General features: G+C 69.5%; 13 protein-coding genes. 10 read left to right on the forward strand and 3 right to left on the reverse strand.

The annotated features are described in order from the left end of the window. Positions 1 to 39: 39 nt before the first annotated feature. From VPH43_RS24125 to ydiK, 4 genes are all read left to right on the forward strand, one after another. Positions 40 to 2,307 (forward strand): heavy metal translocating P-type ATPase, encoded by a 2,268-nt coding sequence (locus tag VPH43_RS24125; protein ID WP_328580328.1) that lies wholly within the window; start codon positions 40 to 42, stop codon positions 2,305 to 2,307. An 8-nt stretch (positions 2,308 to 2,315) separates the two neighbouring features. Next, positions 2,316 to 2,795, forward strand: coding sequence for a Cu(I)-responsive transcriptional regulator (cueR, locus tag VPH43_RS24130; protein WP_328580380.1), 480 nt, complete (start codon positions 2,316 to 2,318; stop codon positions 2,793 to 2,795). 175 nt (positions 2,796 to 2,970) lie between these two features. Further along, positions 2,971 to 4,713, forward strand: a complete 1,743-nt coding sequence (locus VPH43_RS24135) for a M14 family metallopeptidase (protein WP_328580329.1) — start codon at positions 2,971 to 2,973, stop codon at positions 4,711 to 4,713. A gap of 150 nt (positions 4,714 to 4,863) precedes the next feature. Next, positions 4,864 to 5,928 (forward strand): AI-2E family transporter YdiK, encoded by a 1,065-nt coding sequence (ydiK, locus tag VPH43_RS24140; protein WP_328580330.1) that lies wholly within the window; start codon positions 4,864 to 4,866, stop codon positions 5,926 to 5,928. 42 nt (positions 5,929 to 5,970) lie between these two features. On the opposite strand, the gene VPH43_RS24145 is transcribed toward ydiK, so the two are convergent. Both VPH43_RS24145 and VPH43_RS24150 read right to left on the reverse strand, forming a co-directional pair. Next, entirely contained in the window at positions 5,971 to 7,707 is a 1,737-nt protein-coding gene (locus tag VPH43_RS24145) for a sensor histidine kinase (protein ID WP_328580331.1), read from the reverse strand. Between the two features lie 52 nt (positions 7,708 to 7,759). After that, on the reverse strand, positions 7,760 to 9,166 hold the full coding sequence (locus VPH43_RS24150) for an MATE family efflux transporter (protein WP_328580332.1): 1,407 nt from the start codon (positions 9,164 to 9,166) through the stop codon (positions 7,760 to 7,762). Positions 9,167 to 9,333: 167 nt separating this feature from the next. Here VPH43_RS24150 and VPH43_RS24155 point away from each other — a divergent pair, with 167 nt between their 5' ends. The 3 genes from VPH43_RS24155 (at position 9,334) to VPH43_RS24165 (ending at position 12,644) form a co-directional block, all read left to right on the forward strand. Continuing rightward, a complete protein-coding gene (locus VPH43_RS24155) occupies positions 9,334 to 10,227 on the forward strand; it encodes an MBL fold metallo-hydrolase (RefSeq protein ID WP_328580333.1) in 894 nt (297 codons plus the stop codon). Further along, on the forward strand, positions 10,224 to 10,871 hold the full coding sequence (locus VPH43_RS24160; RefSeq protein ID WP_328580334.1) for a DsbA family protein: 648 nt from the start codon (positions 10,224 to 10,226) through the stop codon (positions 10,869 to 10,871). Before VPH43_RS24155 ends, VPH43_RS24160 begins: the two co-directional genes overlap by 4 nt. Before the next feature lie 120 nt (positions 10,872 to 10,991). Further along, on the forward strand, positions 10,992 to 12,644 hold the full coding sequence (locus VPH43_RS24165) for a tannase/feruloyl esterase family alpha/beta hydrolase (RefSeq protein WP_328580335.1): 1,653 nt from the start codon (positions 10,992 to 10,994) through the stop codon (positions 12,642 to 12,644). A 23-nt stretch (positions 12,645 to 12,667) separates the two neighbouring features. Here the strand turns inward: VPH43_RS24165 and VPH43_RS24170 are convergent, their stop codons facing one another. Then, complete coding sequence (locus VPH43_RS24170; RefSeq protein ID WP_328580336.1) at positions 12,668 to 13,627, reverse strand: alpha/beta hydrolase; 960 nt, start codon at positions 13,625 to 13,627, stop codon at positions 12,668 to 12,670. A gap of 163 nt (positions 13,628 to 13,790) precedes the next feature. Between VPH43_RS24170 and VPH43_RS24175 the strand changes: the two genes are divergently transcribed. From VPH43_RS24175 to VPH43_RS24185, 3 genes are read left to right on the forward strand one after another with little or no spacing between them, the layout of a single operon-like run. Then, positions 13,791 to 14,264 (forward strand): hypothetical protein, encoded by a 474-nt coding sequence (locus VPH43_RS24175; protein ID WP_328580337.1) that lies wholly within the window; start codon positions 13,791 to 13,793, stop codon positions 14,262 to 14,264. Between the two features lie 59 nt (positions 14,265 to 14,323). After that, positions 14,324 to 14,920, forward strand: a complete 597-nt coding sequence (locus tag VPH43_RS24180) for a TOPRIM nucleotidyl transferase/hydrolase domain-containing protein (protein WP_328580338.1) — start codon at positions 14,324 to 14,326, stop codon at positions 14,918 to 14,920. A gap of 53 nt (positions 14,921 to 14,973) precedes the next feature. Next, positions 14,974 to 15,579, forward strand: coding sequence for a TetR/AcrR family transcriptional regulator (locus VPH43_RS24185; protein ID WP_328580339.1), 606 nt, complete (start codon positions 14,974 to 14,976; stop codon positions 15,577 to 15,579). The last annotated feature ends 80 nt before the right edge of the window (positions 15,580 to 15,659 follow it).

The following is a 15,659-nucleotide window of genomic DNA, read 5'->3' on the forward strand; positions in this document are numbered from 1 at the left end:
CAAGATCCATGACACTCCATACTCGACACGAGGTACCGCGTGATCACCGCCGTCAAGAACCTGAAAGTCCCTGCCTCGCTCCAGCTGCAGGTCAGCGGCATGAGCTGTGCCTCCTGCGTCATGCGGGTCGAAAAGGCGCTGTTGAAAGTGCCGGGCGTGGTGTCGGCCTCGGTGAACCTGGCGACCGAGAAGGCGACGGTGCAGGCGCTGCCGACGGTGAGCCCGCAGGTGCTGATGGCAGCGGTCGAAAAGGCCGGCTACAGCGCCCGGGCCGAGGCGGACGCGGCGCCGGCCGCCGCCCCCCGCGTGCCTGGATGGTGGCCGGTGGCGCTGAGCGTGGCGCTCACCCTGCCGCTGGTGCTGCCCATGCTGCTGCAGCTCATCGGTGTGGATTGGATGCTGCCGGGCGCCTGGCAACTGGCGCTGGCCACGCCGGTGCAGTTCGGGCTGGGCTGGCGCTTCTACCGGGCCGGCTGGGGCGCGCTGCGGGCCGGCACGGGGAACATGGACCTGCTGGTGGCGCTGGGCACCTCGGCGGCGTATGGCCTGTCGGCCTATCTGCTGTGGCAGCACGCCGGGCACGGCATGCCGCACCTGTATTTCGAGGCCTCGGCCGCGGTCATCACCCTGGTGCTGCTGGGCAAGTGGCTGGAAACGCGGGCCAAGCGCCAGACCGCCGACGCCATCCGTGCCCTCAACGCGCTGCGGCCGGCCTTTGCGCGGGTGCTGCGCGACGGTGCCGAGCTGGAAGTGAGCGTGGAGCAGGTCAGGGTGGGCGACCTGGTGCGTGTGCGCCCCGGCGAGCGGGTGCCGGTGGACGGTGAGGTGCTCGATGGCCGCAGCCATGTGGACGAGTCGCTGATCACCGGCGAGAGCCTGCCGGTGGTCAAGGGCACCGGCAGCCGGGTGACCGGCGGCTCGGTCAACGCCGAAGGCGTGCTCACGGTCAAGACCCTGGCCATCGGCACCGAGACCACGCTGGCTCGCATCATCCGGCTGGTGGAGTCGGCACAGGCGGCCAAGGCGCCCATCCAGCGCGTGGTGGACCGCGTGAGCGCGGTGTTCGTGCCGGTGGTGCTGGTGCTCGCACTGCTGACCTTCCTGGCCTGGGGCGTGACGACGGGGCAGTGGGAAACGGCGCTGATCAACGCGGTGGCGGTGCTCGTGATCGCCTGTCCCTGTGCACTGGGGCTCGCCACGCCCACCGCCATCATGGTGGGCACCGGCGTGGCGGCGCGCCACGGCATCCTGATCAAGGATGCGCAGGCCCTGGAAGTGGCGCATTCGCTCACCGCGGTGGCGTTCGACAAGACGGGCACCTTGACCGCCGGCAAACCCTCTCTGGTGGCGGTGCAGTCCGTGGACGGGCATTCGGCGGCCGAGGTGCTCGCACTGGCCGCGGCACTGCAAGGCAGCAGCGAACATCCGCTCGCGCGTGCCGTGCTGGACAAGGCGCGCGAAAACGGCGTGCAGGTGCCTCAAGCCATGCAGGCGCAGGCGCTGCCCGGTCGCGGCATCGATGCGGTGGTGGGTGGGCAGGCCCTGGTGCTGGGCAGCAGCCGCTTGCTGCGCGAGCTGGGGCTGGATGGCGGTGCGCTCGCCGTGCAGGCCACGCAGCTGGCACAACAGGGCCGCACCATCTCCTGGCTGGCCCGGCGCGAGCCCCAGGGCGCCAGCTTGCTCGGCCTGCTCGCCTTTGGCGACACCATCAAGCCCGAGGCCAAGCGGGCGGTGCAGCACCTGCGCGATCTGAACATCCGCACCGTGATGCTCACCGGCGACAACCCCGGCAGCGCGGCCGCGGTGGCGCGCGAGCTGGGCATCGACGAGGTCAAGGCCGAGGTGCTGCCCGGCGACAAGGCCGCGGCCGTCCAGTCGCTCCGCGCCGCGGGCCACCGGGTGGCGATGGTGGGCGACGGCATCAACGACGCGCCCGCGCTGGCCGCCGCCGATGTGGGCATCGCCATGTCCACCGGCACCGACGTGGCGATGGAAACCGCCGGCATCACGCTGATGCGCGGTGATCCGCGCCTGGTGGCCGATGCGATCGACGTGTCCCGGCGCACCTACGCCAAGATCAAGCAGGGGCTGTTCTGGGCCTTTGCCTACAACGTGCTCGGCATTCCACTGGCCGCGCTGGGCCTGCTCAGCCCGATGGTGGCCGGCGCGGCCATGGCGCTCAGCAGCGTGAGCGTGGTCACCAACGCCTTGCTGCTGCGGCGCTGGCGCGGTGCGGCCGCCGCACACACCGAACCCGGGGCGCCGGCCGACGCCGCCCGCCCCGCCACCCTGCAGGAGGCTCGATGAACGGGATGATGAACATAGGGCAGGCCGCCAAGGCCTCCGGCGTGTCGGCCAAGATGATCCGGCACTACGAAAGCGTGGGGCTGTTCGAGGAGGCCCACCGCACCGAAGCGGGCTATCGGCAATACACCGACAAGGACGTGCACACGCTGCGCTTCATCCGCCAGGCGCGGGTGCTGGGTTTCTCGATCGAACAGATCCGCGAGTTGCTCGGGCTGTGGCAGAACCGCCGGCGCCCCAGCCGGCAGGTGAAGGCGCTGGCGCAGGCCCACATCGAGGAGCTGGACCAGAAGCTGCAGGAGATCCAGGCGATGAAGGCCACGCTGGAGCGCCTGGTGCACTGCTGCCATGGCGACGACCGGCCCGACTGCCCTATCCTCGAAGGGCTGGCGGACGACGCGCTCGCTGTGGTGCCGCCGCCGGCAGCCGATGCCCGCCACCGGCATGCTGGCCTCAAGTCCGGCAAGGCCACCCCGCGCCACGACAGCTAGCCTGCGGGCGGCAGTCCTCTGCTGGGGACAACCCTGAGGCGCACCGCACCATGCGTGCACTGAAGCACACCTGACCCGAGAATCGCGCGGCGCCATGCGGACACACGATGCCGCTGCGGCGCGCCGCCTGCCGGCGGTGGCCTTCGCGCCGGCATCCAGACCAGGGAGACCTTCAATGAACCACGCCCGTTCACCGATCTGCGGTGCCGTCCTCGCCTTGCTGCTGTGCGGCAGCCTGCCCGCACTGGCCCAGACCGCGTCACGCGCCGCCGAACACGACGCCTTGCGGCAGGAGGAGCTGCAGCGCAACCACTACTTCAAGGCCTGGTTCCCCGACCTGGCCACGGCGCACAAGGCCGCGATCAGCTTCCACAACGAGCTGATGGAGGCCGACTACGCCAAGGGCTACCTGGTGTTCGAGCTGGAGCCGGCGCAGGTGGCCGAGCTGCGCCGTTTCGGTTTCCGCGTGGAAACCTCTGCGGAGCATGTGGCACAGCGCCGCCAGATGCTGCAGCGCCTGCAACGGGTCGCCGCCGAGCAGCGTGCGCAAGGGCAGGGCGGCGATGTGAGCGTGCAAAGCATTCCCGGCTTCAGCTGTTATGAAACGGTGGAGGAGACCTTCGCCGCCGCCCAGGCCTTCGTGAGCGCCCATCCCACGCTCGCCCAGTGGCTGGACGTGGGCGACTCCTGGGAGAAGACCAAGGGCATCGGGGGTTACGACATGGGCGTGCTCAAGCTCACCAACAGCGCCATCGCCGGCCCCAAGCCCAAGCTCTTCATCAACAGCGCCATCCATGCGCGTGAATACACCACCGCGCCCCTCAACCTGGAGTTCGCCCGCTGGCTCATCAACGGCTACGGCACCAACGCCGACGCCACCTGGATCCTGGACCACCAGGAAGTGCACCTGATGCTGCAAGCCAACCCCGACGGCCGCAAGAAGGCCGAGGCCGGGTTGTCGTGGCGCAAGAACACCAACACCGCCTACTGCCGCCTGCGCCCCAACAAACGGGGCGCCGACCTGAACCGCAACTTCGAGTTCAGCTGGAACTCCACCGGTGGCCAGGGCTCCAGCGGCAACGCCTGCAACGAAACCTACCGCGGCCCCTCGCCGGCGTCGGAACCCGAGGACCAGGCCATCCAGGCCTACATCCGCAGCCTGTGGCCGGACCGCCGCGGCCCCAACCCCAGCGACCCGGCGCCGGCCGATACGAGCGGCGTGCACCTGGACATCCACAGCTACAGCCAGCTGGTGCTCTGGCCCTGGGGCAACACCACGGCGCCCAGCGGCAATGCCACCGCGCTGCAGACCATGGGCCGGCGCCTGGCCTGGTTCAACGGCTACACGCCGGAGCAGTCGATCGGCCTGTACCCCACCGACGGCACCAGCGACGGCCCGAGCTACGGCGAGCTCGGCGTGGCCGCGTTCACGATCGAGCTGGGCACCAGCTTCTTCGAAAGCTGCACCAGCTACGAAAGCAGCACAAAGCCCAAGAACCTGCCGGCGCTGATCTATGCCGCGCGCGTGGCCCGTGCGCCCTACCAGCTGCCCGCAGGGCCGGACGTGACCAGCGTGGCACTGGCCGGCGATGCCAGCGGCGCCGGTGTGCCCGCGGGCACGCCGGTGAGCCTGAGCGCGGCCATCACCGACACCCACTTCAACAACAGCAATGGCACCGAGCCGGTGCAGAATGTGGTGGCCGCCGAGGCCTACATCGACGTGCCGCCTTGGAGCGCCGGCGCGGTGGCCCGGCCGCTCGCTGCAGCGGATGGTGCCTTCAACACGCCCACCGAAAACGTCGCCGGCACCCTGGCCACCACCGGCCTGGCACCGGGCAAGCACCTGGTGTATGTGCGTGGCCGTGATGCGTCAGGCGCCTGGGGGCCGGTGAGCGCGGTGTTCCTCAAAGTGAACTGACCCTGCCGTGGCACCGCCGGCCGTGCCGGCGGTGCGCCCCGCGTCAGTTGCGGTTCGGCACCACAGGCCCGGCATGAACGCGTGCCGGGCCGTGTTGCACACTCCGGGCATGCCGATACCCAACACCCCACTCGCCTGAGTGCCGACCTCATGTCCAGCTCCCCCCGTGACCTCACCCGCACCCTGCTTGCCACGCTGTTCCTCGGCGCCCTGATCTATGGGTCGGTCGCCATCCTGCGGCCGTTCCTGGTGCCGGCGATCTGGGCCACCATGATCGTGGTGACCACCTGGCCGGTGATGCTGCGGCTGCAGCAGCGCCTGTGGGGCCGGCGCGCGCTGGCCGTGACCGCGATGACCTTGATCCTGCTGCTGGCGATCGCGGTGCCGCTGGCGCTGGCGGTGGGTGCGCTGGTGACCAATGCCGACGACATCGTCGACCAGGTGAAGTCGCTCACCGCGTTCCGCCTGCCCGGCCTGCCCGACTGGCTGGTGAGCCTGCCCTACGTGGGGCCGCGCCTGGCGGCTGCCTGGCAGCAGTGGGCTGCCACTGGCGTGGAAGGCCTGCTGGCGCAGCTGCAGCCCTATGCCGGCAACCTGACACGCTGGCTGCTCGGCCGCGCCAGCAACGCCGGCTACGTGATGCTGGAGTTCCTGCTGACCTTGCTGCTGGCTGCGGTGATGTACGCCAGCGGTGAAAAGGCGGCGCTGGCGCTGCTGCGTTTCGGCCGACGCCTGGCCGGCGAGCAGGGCGAGCTGTCGGTGCTGCTGGCCGCGCGCGCCATCCGCGGCGTGGCGCTCGGCGTGGGCGTCACCGCCGTCGTGCAGTCGGTGCTGGGCGGGCTGGGGCTGGCGATCGTCGGTGTGCCGGCCGCCGGGCTGCTCACCGCCCTGATGTTCGTGCTGTGCCTGGCGCAGGTGGGGCCGTCGCCAGTGCTGCTGAGTGCGGTGGTCTGGGTGTTCTGGAGCGGCTCCATCGGCTGGGGCATCTTCCTGCTGGTGTGGGCACTGGTCGTCAGCACCATGGACAACGTGCTGCGCCCCTGGCTCATCCAGCGTGGCGGCGCCGACATGCCCTTGCTGCTGGTGTTTGCCGGCGTCATCGGCGGGCTGCTGGCCTTCGGCCTGGTGGGCATCTTCGTCGGGCCGGTGGTGCTGGCCGTGGCCTATACGCTGCTGCAGGCCTGGGTCGAGCTGGACCAGCCGGCGGCGGCCTGACGCATCGGCCGGTTCGCCGATCGGTGGGCCCTCACAACAGCGTCAATCGGCCAGCGGCAGGCGCACCTCGAAGGCCGAGCCGGCGCCGGCGCCTGCACTGCGGGCCACCACGGTGCCCCCGTGCAAACCCACCAGCTGCTTCACCAGGGCCAGGCCGACGCCCATGCCGCCCAGCGGCCGGTCCATGGCCTGATCGCCCTGCACGAAGAGTTCAAACGCCCGTTCGATGAGGTCGGGCGACATGCCCTGGCCCGAGTCCGACACCACCAGCACGGCGTGGGGCGGCTGCGAAGCCACCTTGATCCCGATGCGGCCGCCCGGCTCGGTGTACTTGGCGGCGTTCTCCAGGAGATTGGTGACCACCTGGGACAGGCGTGCCTCGTCGCCCATCACCATGGTGCGCTCCATCTCCTCCTGCACCTTGTGCTCCAGCAGCCGGCCCGACAGTTTCAGGTTGGCCAGCACCGTTCGCGCCACACCGGACAGGTCGATGCGCTCGCGCTGCATGGTGGCGTTGCCACGCGTGATGAGATGGACTTGAAGCAGGTCATCGGCCAGCCTTGCCATGTGGCGCAGCTGACGTTGAAGCACATCGCGCGCCTTGGCCAGCACGTCCGGCCGGTGCACATGCTGAAGCAGCAGGGTCGCCCCCTGCATGGCAGCCAGGGGGTTGCGCAGTTCATGGCTGAGCATGGCGAGGAAGTTGTCCTTGGCGCGCTCCTCCGCGCGCAGCCGGGTCTCCCGCTCCCGTACCGCCTCGGCCGCACGCTGCAGCGCACCGGCCAGCTGGTTGACTTCGTGCACCGGGCTGTTCAGGTGGGCGGCCGCGCTTTCCCCGGCTTCGATGGCCGATGCGGCGTCGGCAAGCCGGGTGATCGGCTTTGCCAGGCGGCGCGAAATGAGCCACGCCCCGGCCAAGGCCAGGGCCAGGACGAGCGCCATGCTCATGGCCGCAACCGCGGCCGCATGGCGGGCGCGTTCATGCACCAGGCGCGCCGGAATGGCGATCACGACGCTCCAGCCGCTCATCGGGGACCTGGTGAAGCCGCGGTACACGTCGATGCCTTCCAGTGACAGTCCGCGCGTCCAGCCCTCCGGCGCGGCGGACAGGTCGGCTTGCAGGTTGCTGGTGGCCACGGTGCCCGCCTCGGGAGCCAGTGGGCGGCTGCGCGCCACGAAGGCATAGCGCCGGTCCAGCACCGCAGCGATCCAGCCGGGCGGAATGTCGCGTCCCGCGATCAGGCGCTCGATGGAGGCGGGGTCGATCACCGCGGCCACCACGTACGCCACCTTGCCCTCGCTCAGCACCGGCACGCGCACCGAGTAGCCGGTGCGCGCCGTGAGGGCGCCGCGGGCCATGTTGCTGACCACCGGGCGACGGGTCTCGAAAGCCTGCTTCAGGCTCGGTAGATCCGGTGTCTGCGGCAGCGGCGCACCGGGTGCAGCCTTGAGGTTCAGCACCTGCTGTCCCGTGGGCAGGGAGACGTTGACGTTGTACCAGTCCGGCTGCGATGCCTGCACACGAAGCGCTTCCACACGGAAGGTCTCCAGGTCGCCTGCACCCAGCGCCTGCGACGCGGCCAGCGCCTGCAGGGTGCGGATGTGGCCCTGTACTTCGGCATCCACCGCAGACTGCAGGGCGCGGGTGCGGGCCTGTATGCCGTGCTGGAAGGTCTGCTGCTCCTGATGCACCAGCGCCCACGTGCCCAGGATGCCCAGAACCAGCATCGGCGCCATCACCACCAGCGTGAGCAGCAGCAGGTGACCTCTGAGCCGCATCGTCTCCCTCACTTTCCGGGGAAGCGGCAAGCCGTGTGCCGGCGCGGGGCGCCTAAGGTTGTTGCACCGTCGCCGCCGCCGCCTGCAGCTCCCTGCGCTTGGACGCCACGCGCCGGTGGGTGGCGCGCGCATGCGGCACCCAGCCGCGGCGCCACCAGCGCGCGGCCATCATCAGCCCGCGCAGCCATTCGTCGGCCGCATAGGCGAACCACACACCCGCCAGGCCGAAGCCCCAGTGCACCCCCAGCAGCCAGGCGCCGCCCGCCATCACCAGCACCATGGACGCCACGCCGGCAGCCACCGGGAAGGTGGCATCGCCGGTGGCGCGCAGCGCGTTGATCACCACCAGGTTGAAGGTGCGCCCCGGCTCGAGCAGCACGCAGATCCACAGCAGCGTCTGCGCGGTGGCAATCACCTGCGGGTCGTGCGTGAACAGCCGCAGCAGCCATGGCGCCGACAGCGCGAACGCGAGGGCGAGCAGGAACGACACGGCCAGGCCGACGGCCAGGCTCTTGCGCACCAGCCGGTGCGCCGCATGCAGCTCGCGCGCGCCCACCATGTGGCCCACCAGGATCTCGCTGGCAAACCCCATCGACAGCCCCGACAGCAGGATGAAGTACATCAGCTGCATGGTGTAGGTGTGGGTGGCCAGCGCACCGGCGCCCATGCGCGCGGTGAGCGCGATGGTGAACATCATCGCGAGCCGGAACGCCATGTTCTCCGCCGCACCGGGCAGGCCGATGTGCAACACCGGCGCCAGGCGCTGGCCGCGCAGCGTCCACCAGTCGCGGCGGCCCGGCACCAGGCCCAGCCGCCGCTTCCACAGCCACAGGTGGAAGCCGACACCGAAGGCGCGGCTGAACACCATTGCCAAGGCAAAGCCCTGCAGGCCCAGCGCCGGCAAGGGCCCCACGCCGCCCATGAGCGGCCAGCACAGCAGCAGGTGCAGCGCATGCATGGCCAGCATGTTGAGCAGTGCGTCGCGTGCATGCAGGTGGGCGCGCATCACCGAGGCCATGCTGGCGTTGAAGGCATCCAGCGCCAGGCCCAGGGCCAGCAGGCGCAGGTAGGGCAGGGCCAGGGGCAGCACCTCCGCTGGCGCGTTCATCCCCCGCAGCATCGGCCCGGCGCCGGCCACCACGCCGACTGCGGTGGCCAGGCCCAGCCAACTGCTCGCGCCCAGCGACGCCCGCGCAGTCTGGTCGGCCGCAAGGCGGTTGCCGGCGCCCAGGTTCTGCGTGATCACCACGCTGACACCCACGCTGACGATGCGAAACAGCAGGAAGAAGGTGGCCTGCACATTGTTCGCCAGGGCGAACGCGCCCGACGCTGCATCGGAGGTGCGCGAGGCCAGCCACAGGCCGACCATGCCGACAGACATGCCGAGCAGCAGCTCGGCGAACAAGGGCCAGGCGATGGCGAACAGCGCGGGCCGCGGCGCTGGCGAAACCGATTTCATCGGCCGAAGTGTCGAGCATGGCGGCGCTTGCGGCGCGAGACGGCTCGACGATGAAACCACCATGACGATTGGCTCGGTTCGGTTGACAAAGATTCGATCGTTTCGCGGTTTATCTACTGGCGCGGTGCCAATAACCTCCGGCCATCGTCACTTCACCGGAAACCACCATGAGCCTGCTCAAGACCTTCACCCGCCTGCTCGCCCCGATGGGCCTCACCCTCGGCGTGGTCGCCCAGGACGCAGCGGCACAGCCCGCGCAGCCGCCGCTCACGCTGCAGGTCTACAACGCCGACGGCAACAGCTTCCATGTCAACGCGGTGCTGGTGGCGGGCAAGACCGATGCGGTGCTGCTGGACACCGGCTTCACCCGCGCCGACGCGATGCGCATCGCCGCGATGGTGCTCGACAGCAAGAAGACGCTGAAGACCATCTACATCAGCCAGGCGGACCCGGACTTCTATTTCGGCATCGACGTGCTCAAGCAGGTGTTCCCCGATGCGAAGGTGCTGGCGACGGCGCCCACGGTGAAGAAGATGGAGGCCACGCTGCAGAACAAGCTGCAGGTCTGGGGCCCCCGCCTGGGCGCCAATGCGCCACGCCAGGTCCCCATGCCCGAGGTGCTGGCCGGCAACACCATCGCGCTGGAAGACCAGGTGCTGGAAGTGCGCGGCCTGGACGATGCGCTGCCGCACCGCAGCTATGTGTGGATCCCGTCCATCCGCGCAGTGGCTGGCGGCGTGAACATCTTCGCGGGCCTGCATGTGTGGACGGCCGACACCCAGGCGGCGCAGGAGCGCACCGCCTGGGCGCACAAGCTGGACACGATCGCCGCGCTCAAGCCGCAGACCGTGATCCCGGGTCACTCCGCACCGGGCGCCAAGCAGGACGTTTCACAGATCGCCTACACGCAGGCCTACCTGGCACGCTTCGAAACCGAGCTCGGCAAGGCGGCCAACGCGGCGGCGCTGACCGAGGCGATGAAGGCGGCGTATCCTCAGGCGGGCCTGGGCATCGCACTGGACATCGGCGCCAAGGTCAACAAGGGAGAGATGAAGTGGTGAGCCCGCCCGGCCCGGTGCTGCATTACATCTTCGATCCGCTGTGCGGCTGGTGTTATGCGGCCGCGCCGCTGGTGGCGGTGGCGCGCGAGCTGCTGCCGGTCAAGCTGCATGGCGGCGGCATGATGGCCGGCGCATTGCGCCGCCCGGTGTCGCCGCAGTTCCGCAGCTTCGTGCTGCGGCATGACCGGCAGATCGCGCAGGTGAGCGGCCAGCCGTTCGGCGAGGCGTATTCCAACGTCCTGCTGAACGACACCAGCGTGGTGCTGGACTCGGGCCCGCCCATCACCGCCATCCTGGCGGCGGAGTCCATCGGGGGCAGGGGGCTTGACCTGCTGACGCGGCTGCAGCGTGCGCACTACGTGGAGGGGCGCAGGATTTCGCGGCCCGAGGTGCTGGCCGAGCTGGCGCTGGACCTCGGCATCGACGAGGCCGCCTTCGCGCAGGCCTGGCGCGCGATGGACGGCCAGGCGACCCTGCGCCACATCGAGCAGAGCCGGGATCTGCTGAGCGCGCTGGGCGGATCCGGCTTCCCGACACTGGCGCTGGAGCGCAAGGGCGAGCGTGTGCTGCTGGATGCGAGCGCGCATCTCGGCCAGCCCGGGCGCTGGCGCGACTGGCTGGCCACGGCGATCGGGCCGGCCTGAAGCGATCCGGCCGGCGGCGGCGCGGCACGGGTGCCCGGTTTTACCCCGATGCGTCACAGGAGCGGCAGGGCTACCATGCGTCCATACCGTACACCACTGTATGGACGCAGGAGACCCCAGGTGACACGCTTCAACCCCTCCCTGGCGACCACGGTCGCCTGCCTGCTCACGGCCTGCGGCGGCACCCATGAGACCGTGCCGCCCACACTGGCCTGCGCGGAGCTCAACACCGCCAACCTGCAGCTGGCCGGCGTCAAGGTGGCCAGCGCGGTGGCCGTGGCCGCCTCGGGCACGCTGCCGGCCCATTGCCAGCTCAACGGCACCATCGCAGAGCGCACCGGCATCGATGGCAAGCCCTACGCCATCGGCTTCGAGCTGCGCGCGCCCACCGCCTGGAACGGCAAGTTCTTCTTCCAGGGCGGCGGTGGCACCAATGGCGTGGTGGTGCCGGCCACCGGCAACCTGCTCAACGCACCCAGCGGCACTGCACTGGAGCGTGGATATGCGGTGGCCAGCACGGACGGTGGCCATGCCACCGGCGTGTCGGACACCAGCTTCGGCATCGACCCGCAGGCGCGTTACGACTATGGCTACAACGCGGTGGGGCAGACGACCGTGGTGGCCAAGCAGATCCTGCGTGCCCACTACGGCCGCGACGCGGCGCATTCGTACATCGTGGGCTGCTCCAACGGCGGCCGGGACGCGATGGTGGCCGCGGCGCGCTTTGCGGACCAGTTCGACGGCTTCGTTGCCGCCAACCCGGGGTTCAACCTGCCCAAGGCCGGCCTGGCGGAACAATGGGACACGCAGCAGTTCATGTCCGCCGCCACGCCGGGGCAATTGCCGAAGGACGCGTTCCCGCCGGCCGTGATGGCGCTGGTGGCCAACCGCATCCTCGCCAGGTGCGATGCGCTGGACGGTGCCGTGGACGGCCTGGTGAACGACCGCGCCGCCTGCCAGGCGACCTTCGATCTCGAGGCGGACGTGCCCACCTGCAGCGGCACACCGGATGGCAGCTGCCTCACCGCGGCGCAGAAGAGCGCGCTGGCCCGGGTGTTCGGCGGCCCGCGCAATGCGGCAGGCCAGCAGCTGTATGCCACCTGGCCGTGGGACCCGGGCATCGCCGGCGCCGGCTGGCGCTTCTGGAAGCTGGACGCCGGCTTTGCGCCGCTGCCCTTCAACACCCTCATCGGCGCCGGCGCGATGGGCTACGTGTTCACCACGCCGCCGGATGCGCCCAGCCTGGCTGATGGCGGCCTGGGCTACCAGCTGGGCTTCAGCATGGACACCGACGCGCCCAAGATCTTCGCGACCAACGCCACCTACACCCAGTCGGCCATGGCGTTCATGACGCCGCCGAATCCGGCCGCGCTGTCGACCCTGATGGCCCGCGGCGGCAAGCTGATCGTGGTGCACGGCACCGCCGACCCGGTGTTCTCCGCCGACGACAGCATCGCCTGGTACGAGGCCTTCAAGGCGGCCAACACCACCGCGGCCCATCACGCGCGGCTGTTCCTGGTGCCGGGCATGAACCACTGCGCCGGCGGGCCGACCACCGACCGCTTCGACCTGCTCACCGTGCTGGAGAACTGGGTGGAGAAGGGCACGGCGCCGGATGTGGTGACGGCCGGCGTGAACCCCGCGGATCCGGACGTGGTGGCGGCCGGCTGGCCCGCCAGCCGCACCCGGCCGCTGTGTGCCTACCCGCAAGTGGCCAGGCTGAAGCCCGGCGCCACCAACCTGGAGGACGCGGCCAGCTTCCAGTGCCAATAGCAGGCACGGGGGCCGGCCCGTGATCAGGACAGCGCCGTCGCCAGGATCGGCAGGCTGATGTCCATCCGGTAGTCGACCGATGTGTGGTCATCGGCGAACTCTTCATAGACATGTGGCACGTCCATGGCGGCCAGCCGCTGGTGCATGCGCCGCGCCCCATAGACCAGGTTGTACTGGTCGATGTCGCCGCAATCGATGTAGAGGCATTTCAGCCGCTTCAGCCCCGGGCCGTGGGCCTCCACCAGCGTCAGCGGGTCCCAGGCCATCCAGTTCGCCCAGCGCTCGGGAATGAGCTCGCAGGTGTCCAGCGTCACCGGCAGGCGCACGCCATAAGGCGCCGAGCGATCGGGGTCGAAGCTCGCCGCCTGCGCCAGCATCATGAGGATGTGGACGTCGCTGTCCTTCACCTTCTTGGCCTGCCAGAAGTTGTCGACCCACTTGCCAATGTCGGGCTCCTTGGCCAGGGCCCGCAGCACCGCCGCAAATTCGTGCCGGTACATCAGCTCGAAACCCATGTCCCCGGAATGCACCGCGGCGGCGCTCCACACATCCGGGTGCAGCAGCGCGTGCACCATGGCGCCGTAGCCGCCGCTCGACTTGCCGAAGATGCCACGCCGGCCATCACCGCCGCAGCCGAAACGGCCTTCGACGAAAGGCACGGCCTCGGCCACCAGGAAGTCGTCCCAACGGCCCATGGCCACCGAGTTCACGTACTGGTTGCCGCCCAGCCGCGTGAAGCAGTCCGGCAACGCCACCACCACCGGCGGCATCTGCCCCGTGGAGATCAGCCGGTCCAGGCGCTCGGGAAGGTTTTCGCCGAAGTTCTTCCAGTTGGTGTGCGCCGGGCCGCCGGCGGTGAAGCCCACCACATCCACCAAAAGCGGCAGCCCGCGCCCGTCATGGCCATGAGGCACGTAGACATCGATCGTGCGGCGAGTGGGGTCACCGAGCAGGTTGCCCTTCAGCACCTGGCTGTCGAGCATCAGGCGATGAACGGTTCCTGCGGGTGTGTCGGGGTTCCTGCGCATGGGGTCCTTTCAGAGGTGGGTGGGCCGGCCGCACGGCGAAGCTTGGACAGGCCGCTCGGGCGGGAATAATCGCACGGCTGTCCTGCCCTTGGCGGTGATGCTTGGAGAGGGAATGCCCATGAATCTGTTTGCTGAGGTGATGTCCTTTCTTTCCGCGGGTGGCCTTGCCCTGTTCGTGGGTGCGCTGCTCACGGAGGCCATGGTGCTTGTTCCCATGTGGCGAACATTGCAGCCGCAAGAGTTCTTCACGCTGCACGCAGCGCATGCGCACCGCCTGTACGCGTTTTTTGCCCCGCTCACCGTGAGCGCCACGGTTCTTGCCGTGGGTGCGGCCATCGCGTCCGTCGCTGCAGATCGGCCGCTGAGTTCGGCGTCGGTTGTCGCTGCTGTGCTGGCCCTGGTCATCCTGTCGACCTACGTGTTGTACTTCCAGCGGGCCAACGCCAGCTTTGCCGCAGCGAGCATTCCGCATGAACACCTGCCCGCAGAGCTGGCACGGTGGGCGTCCTGGCACTGGTTTCGCACCGCGATCGGCCTTGTCGCGCTGGCCTCGGCCTTGTTCGCATGGCGCGGCGGTACAAACATCCCGTGATGAACCGGCCGCCGGACCGCCGAGGTCGAATGTCACTCTCGTGATGCCGCCTGCGCCGCATGGAAAGCGACACGCCCGCTCCGACCCTGGTGCTCGTGGAAGGTGACAGCGATGCGGGCGCTGTTCGCGCGCTCGCCGCCCTCATCGGATGCGACCTCGACATGCATCGCATCCAGGTCAGGTCAGCGCACGGGGTGACCAACTTTCCCCGGTTGCTCGCGGAGTTTGTGCACGTGCACCCCAGGTCAGGAACCTGCGGTTTGTATGACGTTGGCGAAGAATGGCATGTTCGCCGCGCCATCGCCCACGCTCGTGCACCCATCGCCGCCGACGAGTCGCTGGAGACCCATGGTTTTTATGCCTGCGTCGTCGACCTCGAGGATGAACTGATCCGTGCGCTGGGCCCCGACGCGGTGGAACAGGCGATCCAGGCGCAGGGCGAACTTGCTTCCTTCCGGCGGTTTCAGGCGATGCCTCAGCAACGCGGCAAGCCGGCCCATGACCAGCTCCGCCGATTCCTCGGCACGCGCGCGACACGCAAGATCCGCATGGCGGCTCATCTCGTGCGGGCGCTGGGCGTGGCCCGGCTGCCGCGCCCGCTGGCGCAACTGGCGGCCCACCTCGTTGAGGCGGCACGAGAGCGCAGCGGCGCCTGAGCGGGGATCCTCGGCTGAGCACAAGACAGTCGACACCTTGACGGAATAGTCGTATGATGAGCATCATGCGAAAGAACGCACCCAATGCCAGAGCCGCTGCCAAGGACGCCACGCATGAACGCATCGTGTCCGTGGCGGCCCGCGCGATCCGCCGCAGCGGGTATGACGGCACGGGAGTGGCGGACATCATGAAAGAAGCCGGCTTGACGCACGGCGCCTTCTATTCCCACTTCGCGTCACGCGAGGCCATGCTGGCCGAAGCGGCCGGAAAGGCCTGCGCGGAATCCGCGGCCGGGGTGGCCGACGTGGCGGCCGCCGCACCGCCCGGCATGGCGCTCGCGACGATGCTTGCGGCCTACCTGTCCCGAGAGCACGTGGCGCAACGGGAGGCGGGCTGCCCGCTGGCAGCGCTGGGTTCCGAAACCTCCCGGCAGTCGCCTGAAGTGCGCCGCGTCACCACGCGTCATATCAAGGCGACGATCGACCTGCTCGCCCGCCAGTCCGCAGACTGGGGGCAGCCCGCTGCCCACGGGAGGGCGCTGGTGACGCTGTCCACGATGGTGGGCGCCCTGATGCTGGCCCGTGCGGTCGATGACCCCGCGCTCTCGGACAGCCTGCGCGAAGCGGCGCTCCAGCACCTCACCGCCATCGGGCACTGAGCCTTCGATGCCAACCGCTTTTTTTGCTCGCCTTGACGCATGACGATCATCATGCGAGTAAGGCGAGCGACCTTCCTTTT

This window comes from Ideonella sp. BN130291, assembly GCF_036231905.1.
In the GTDB taxonomy this organism is placed as follows: Bacteria; Pseudomonadota; Gammaproteobacteria; order Burkholderiales; family Burkholderiaceae_C; genus CAMLIZ01.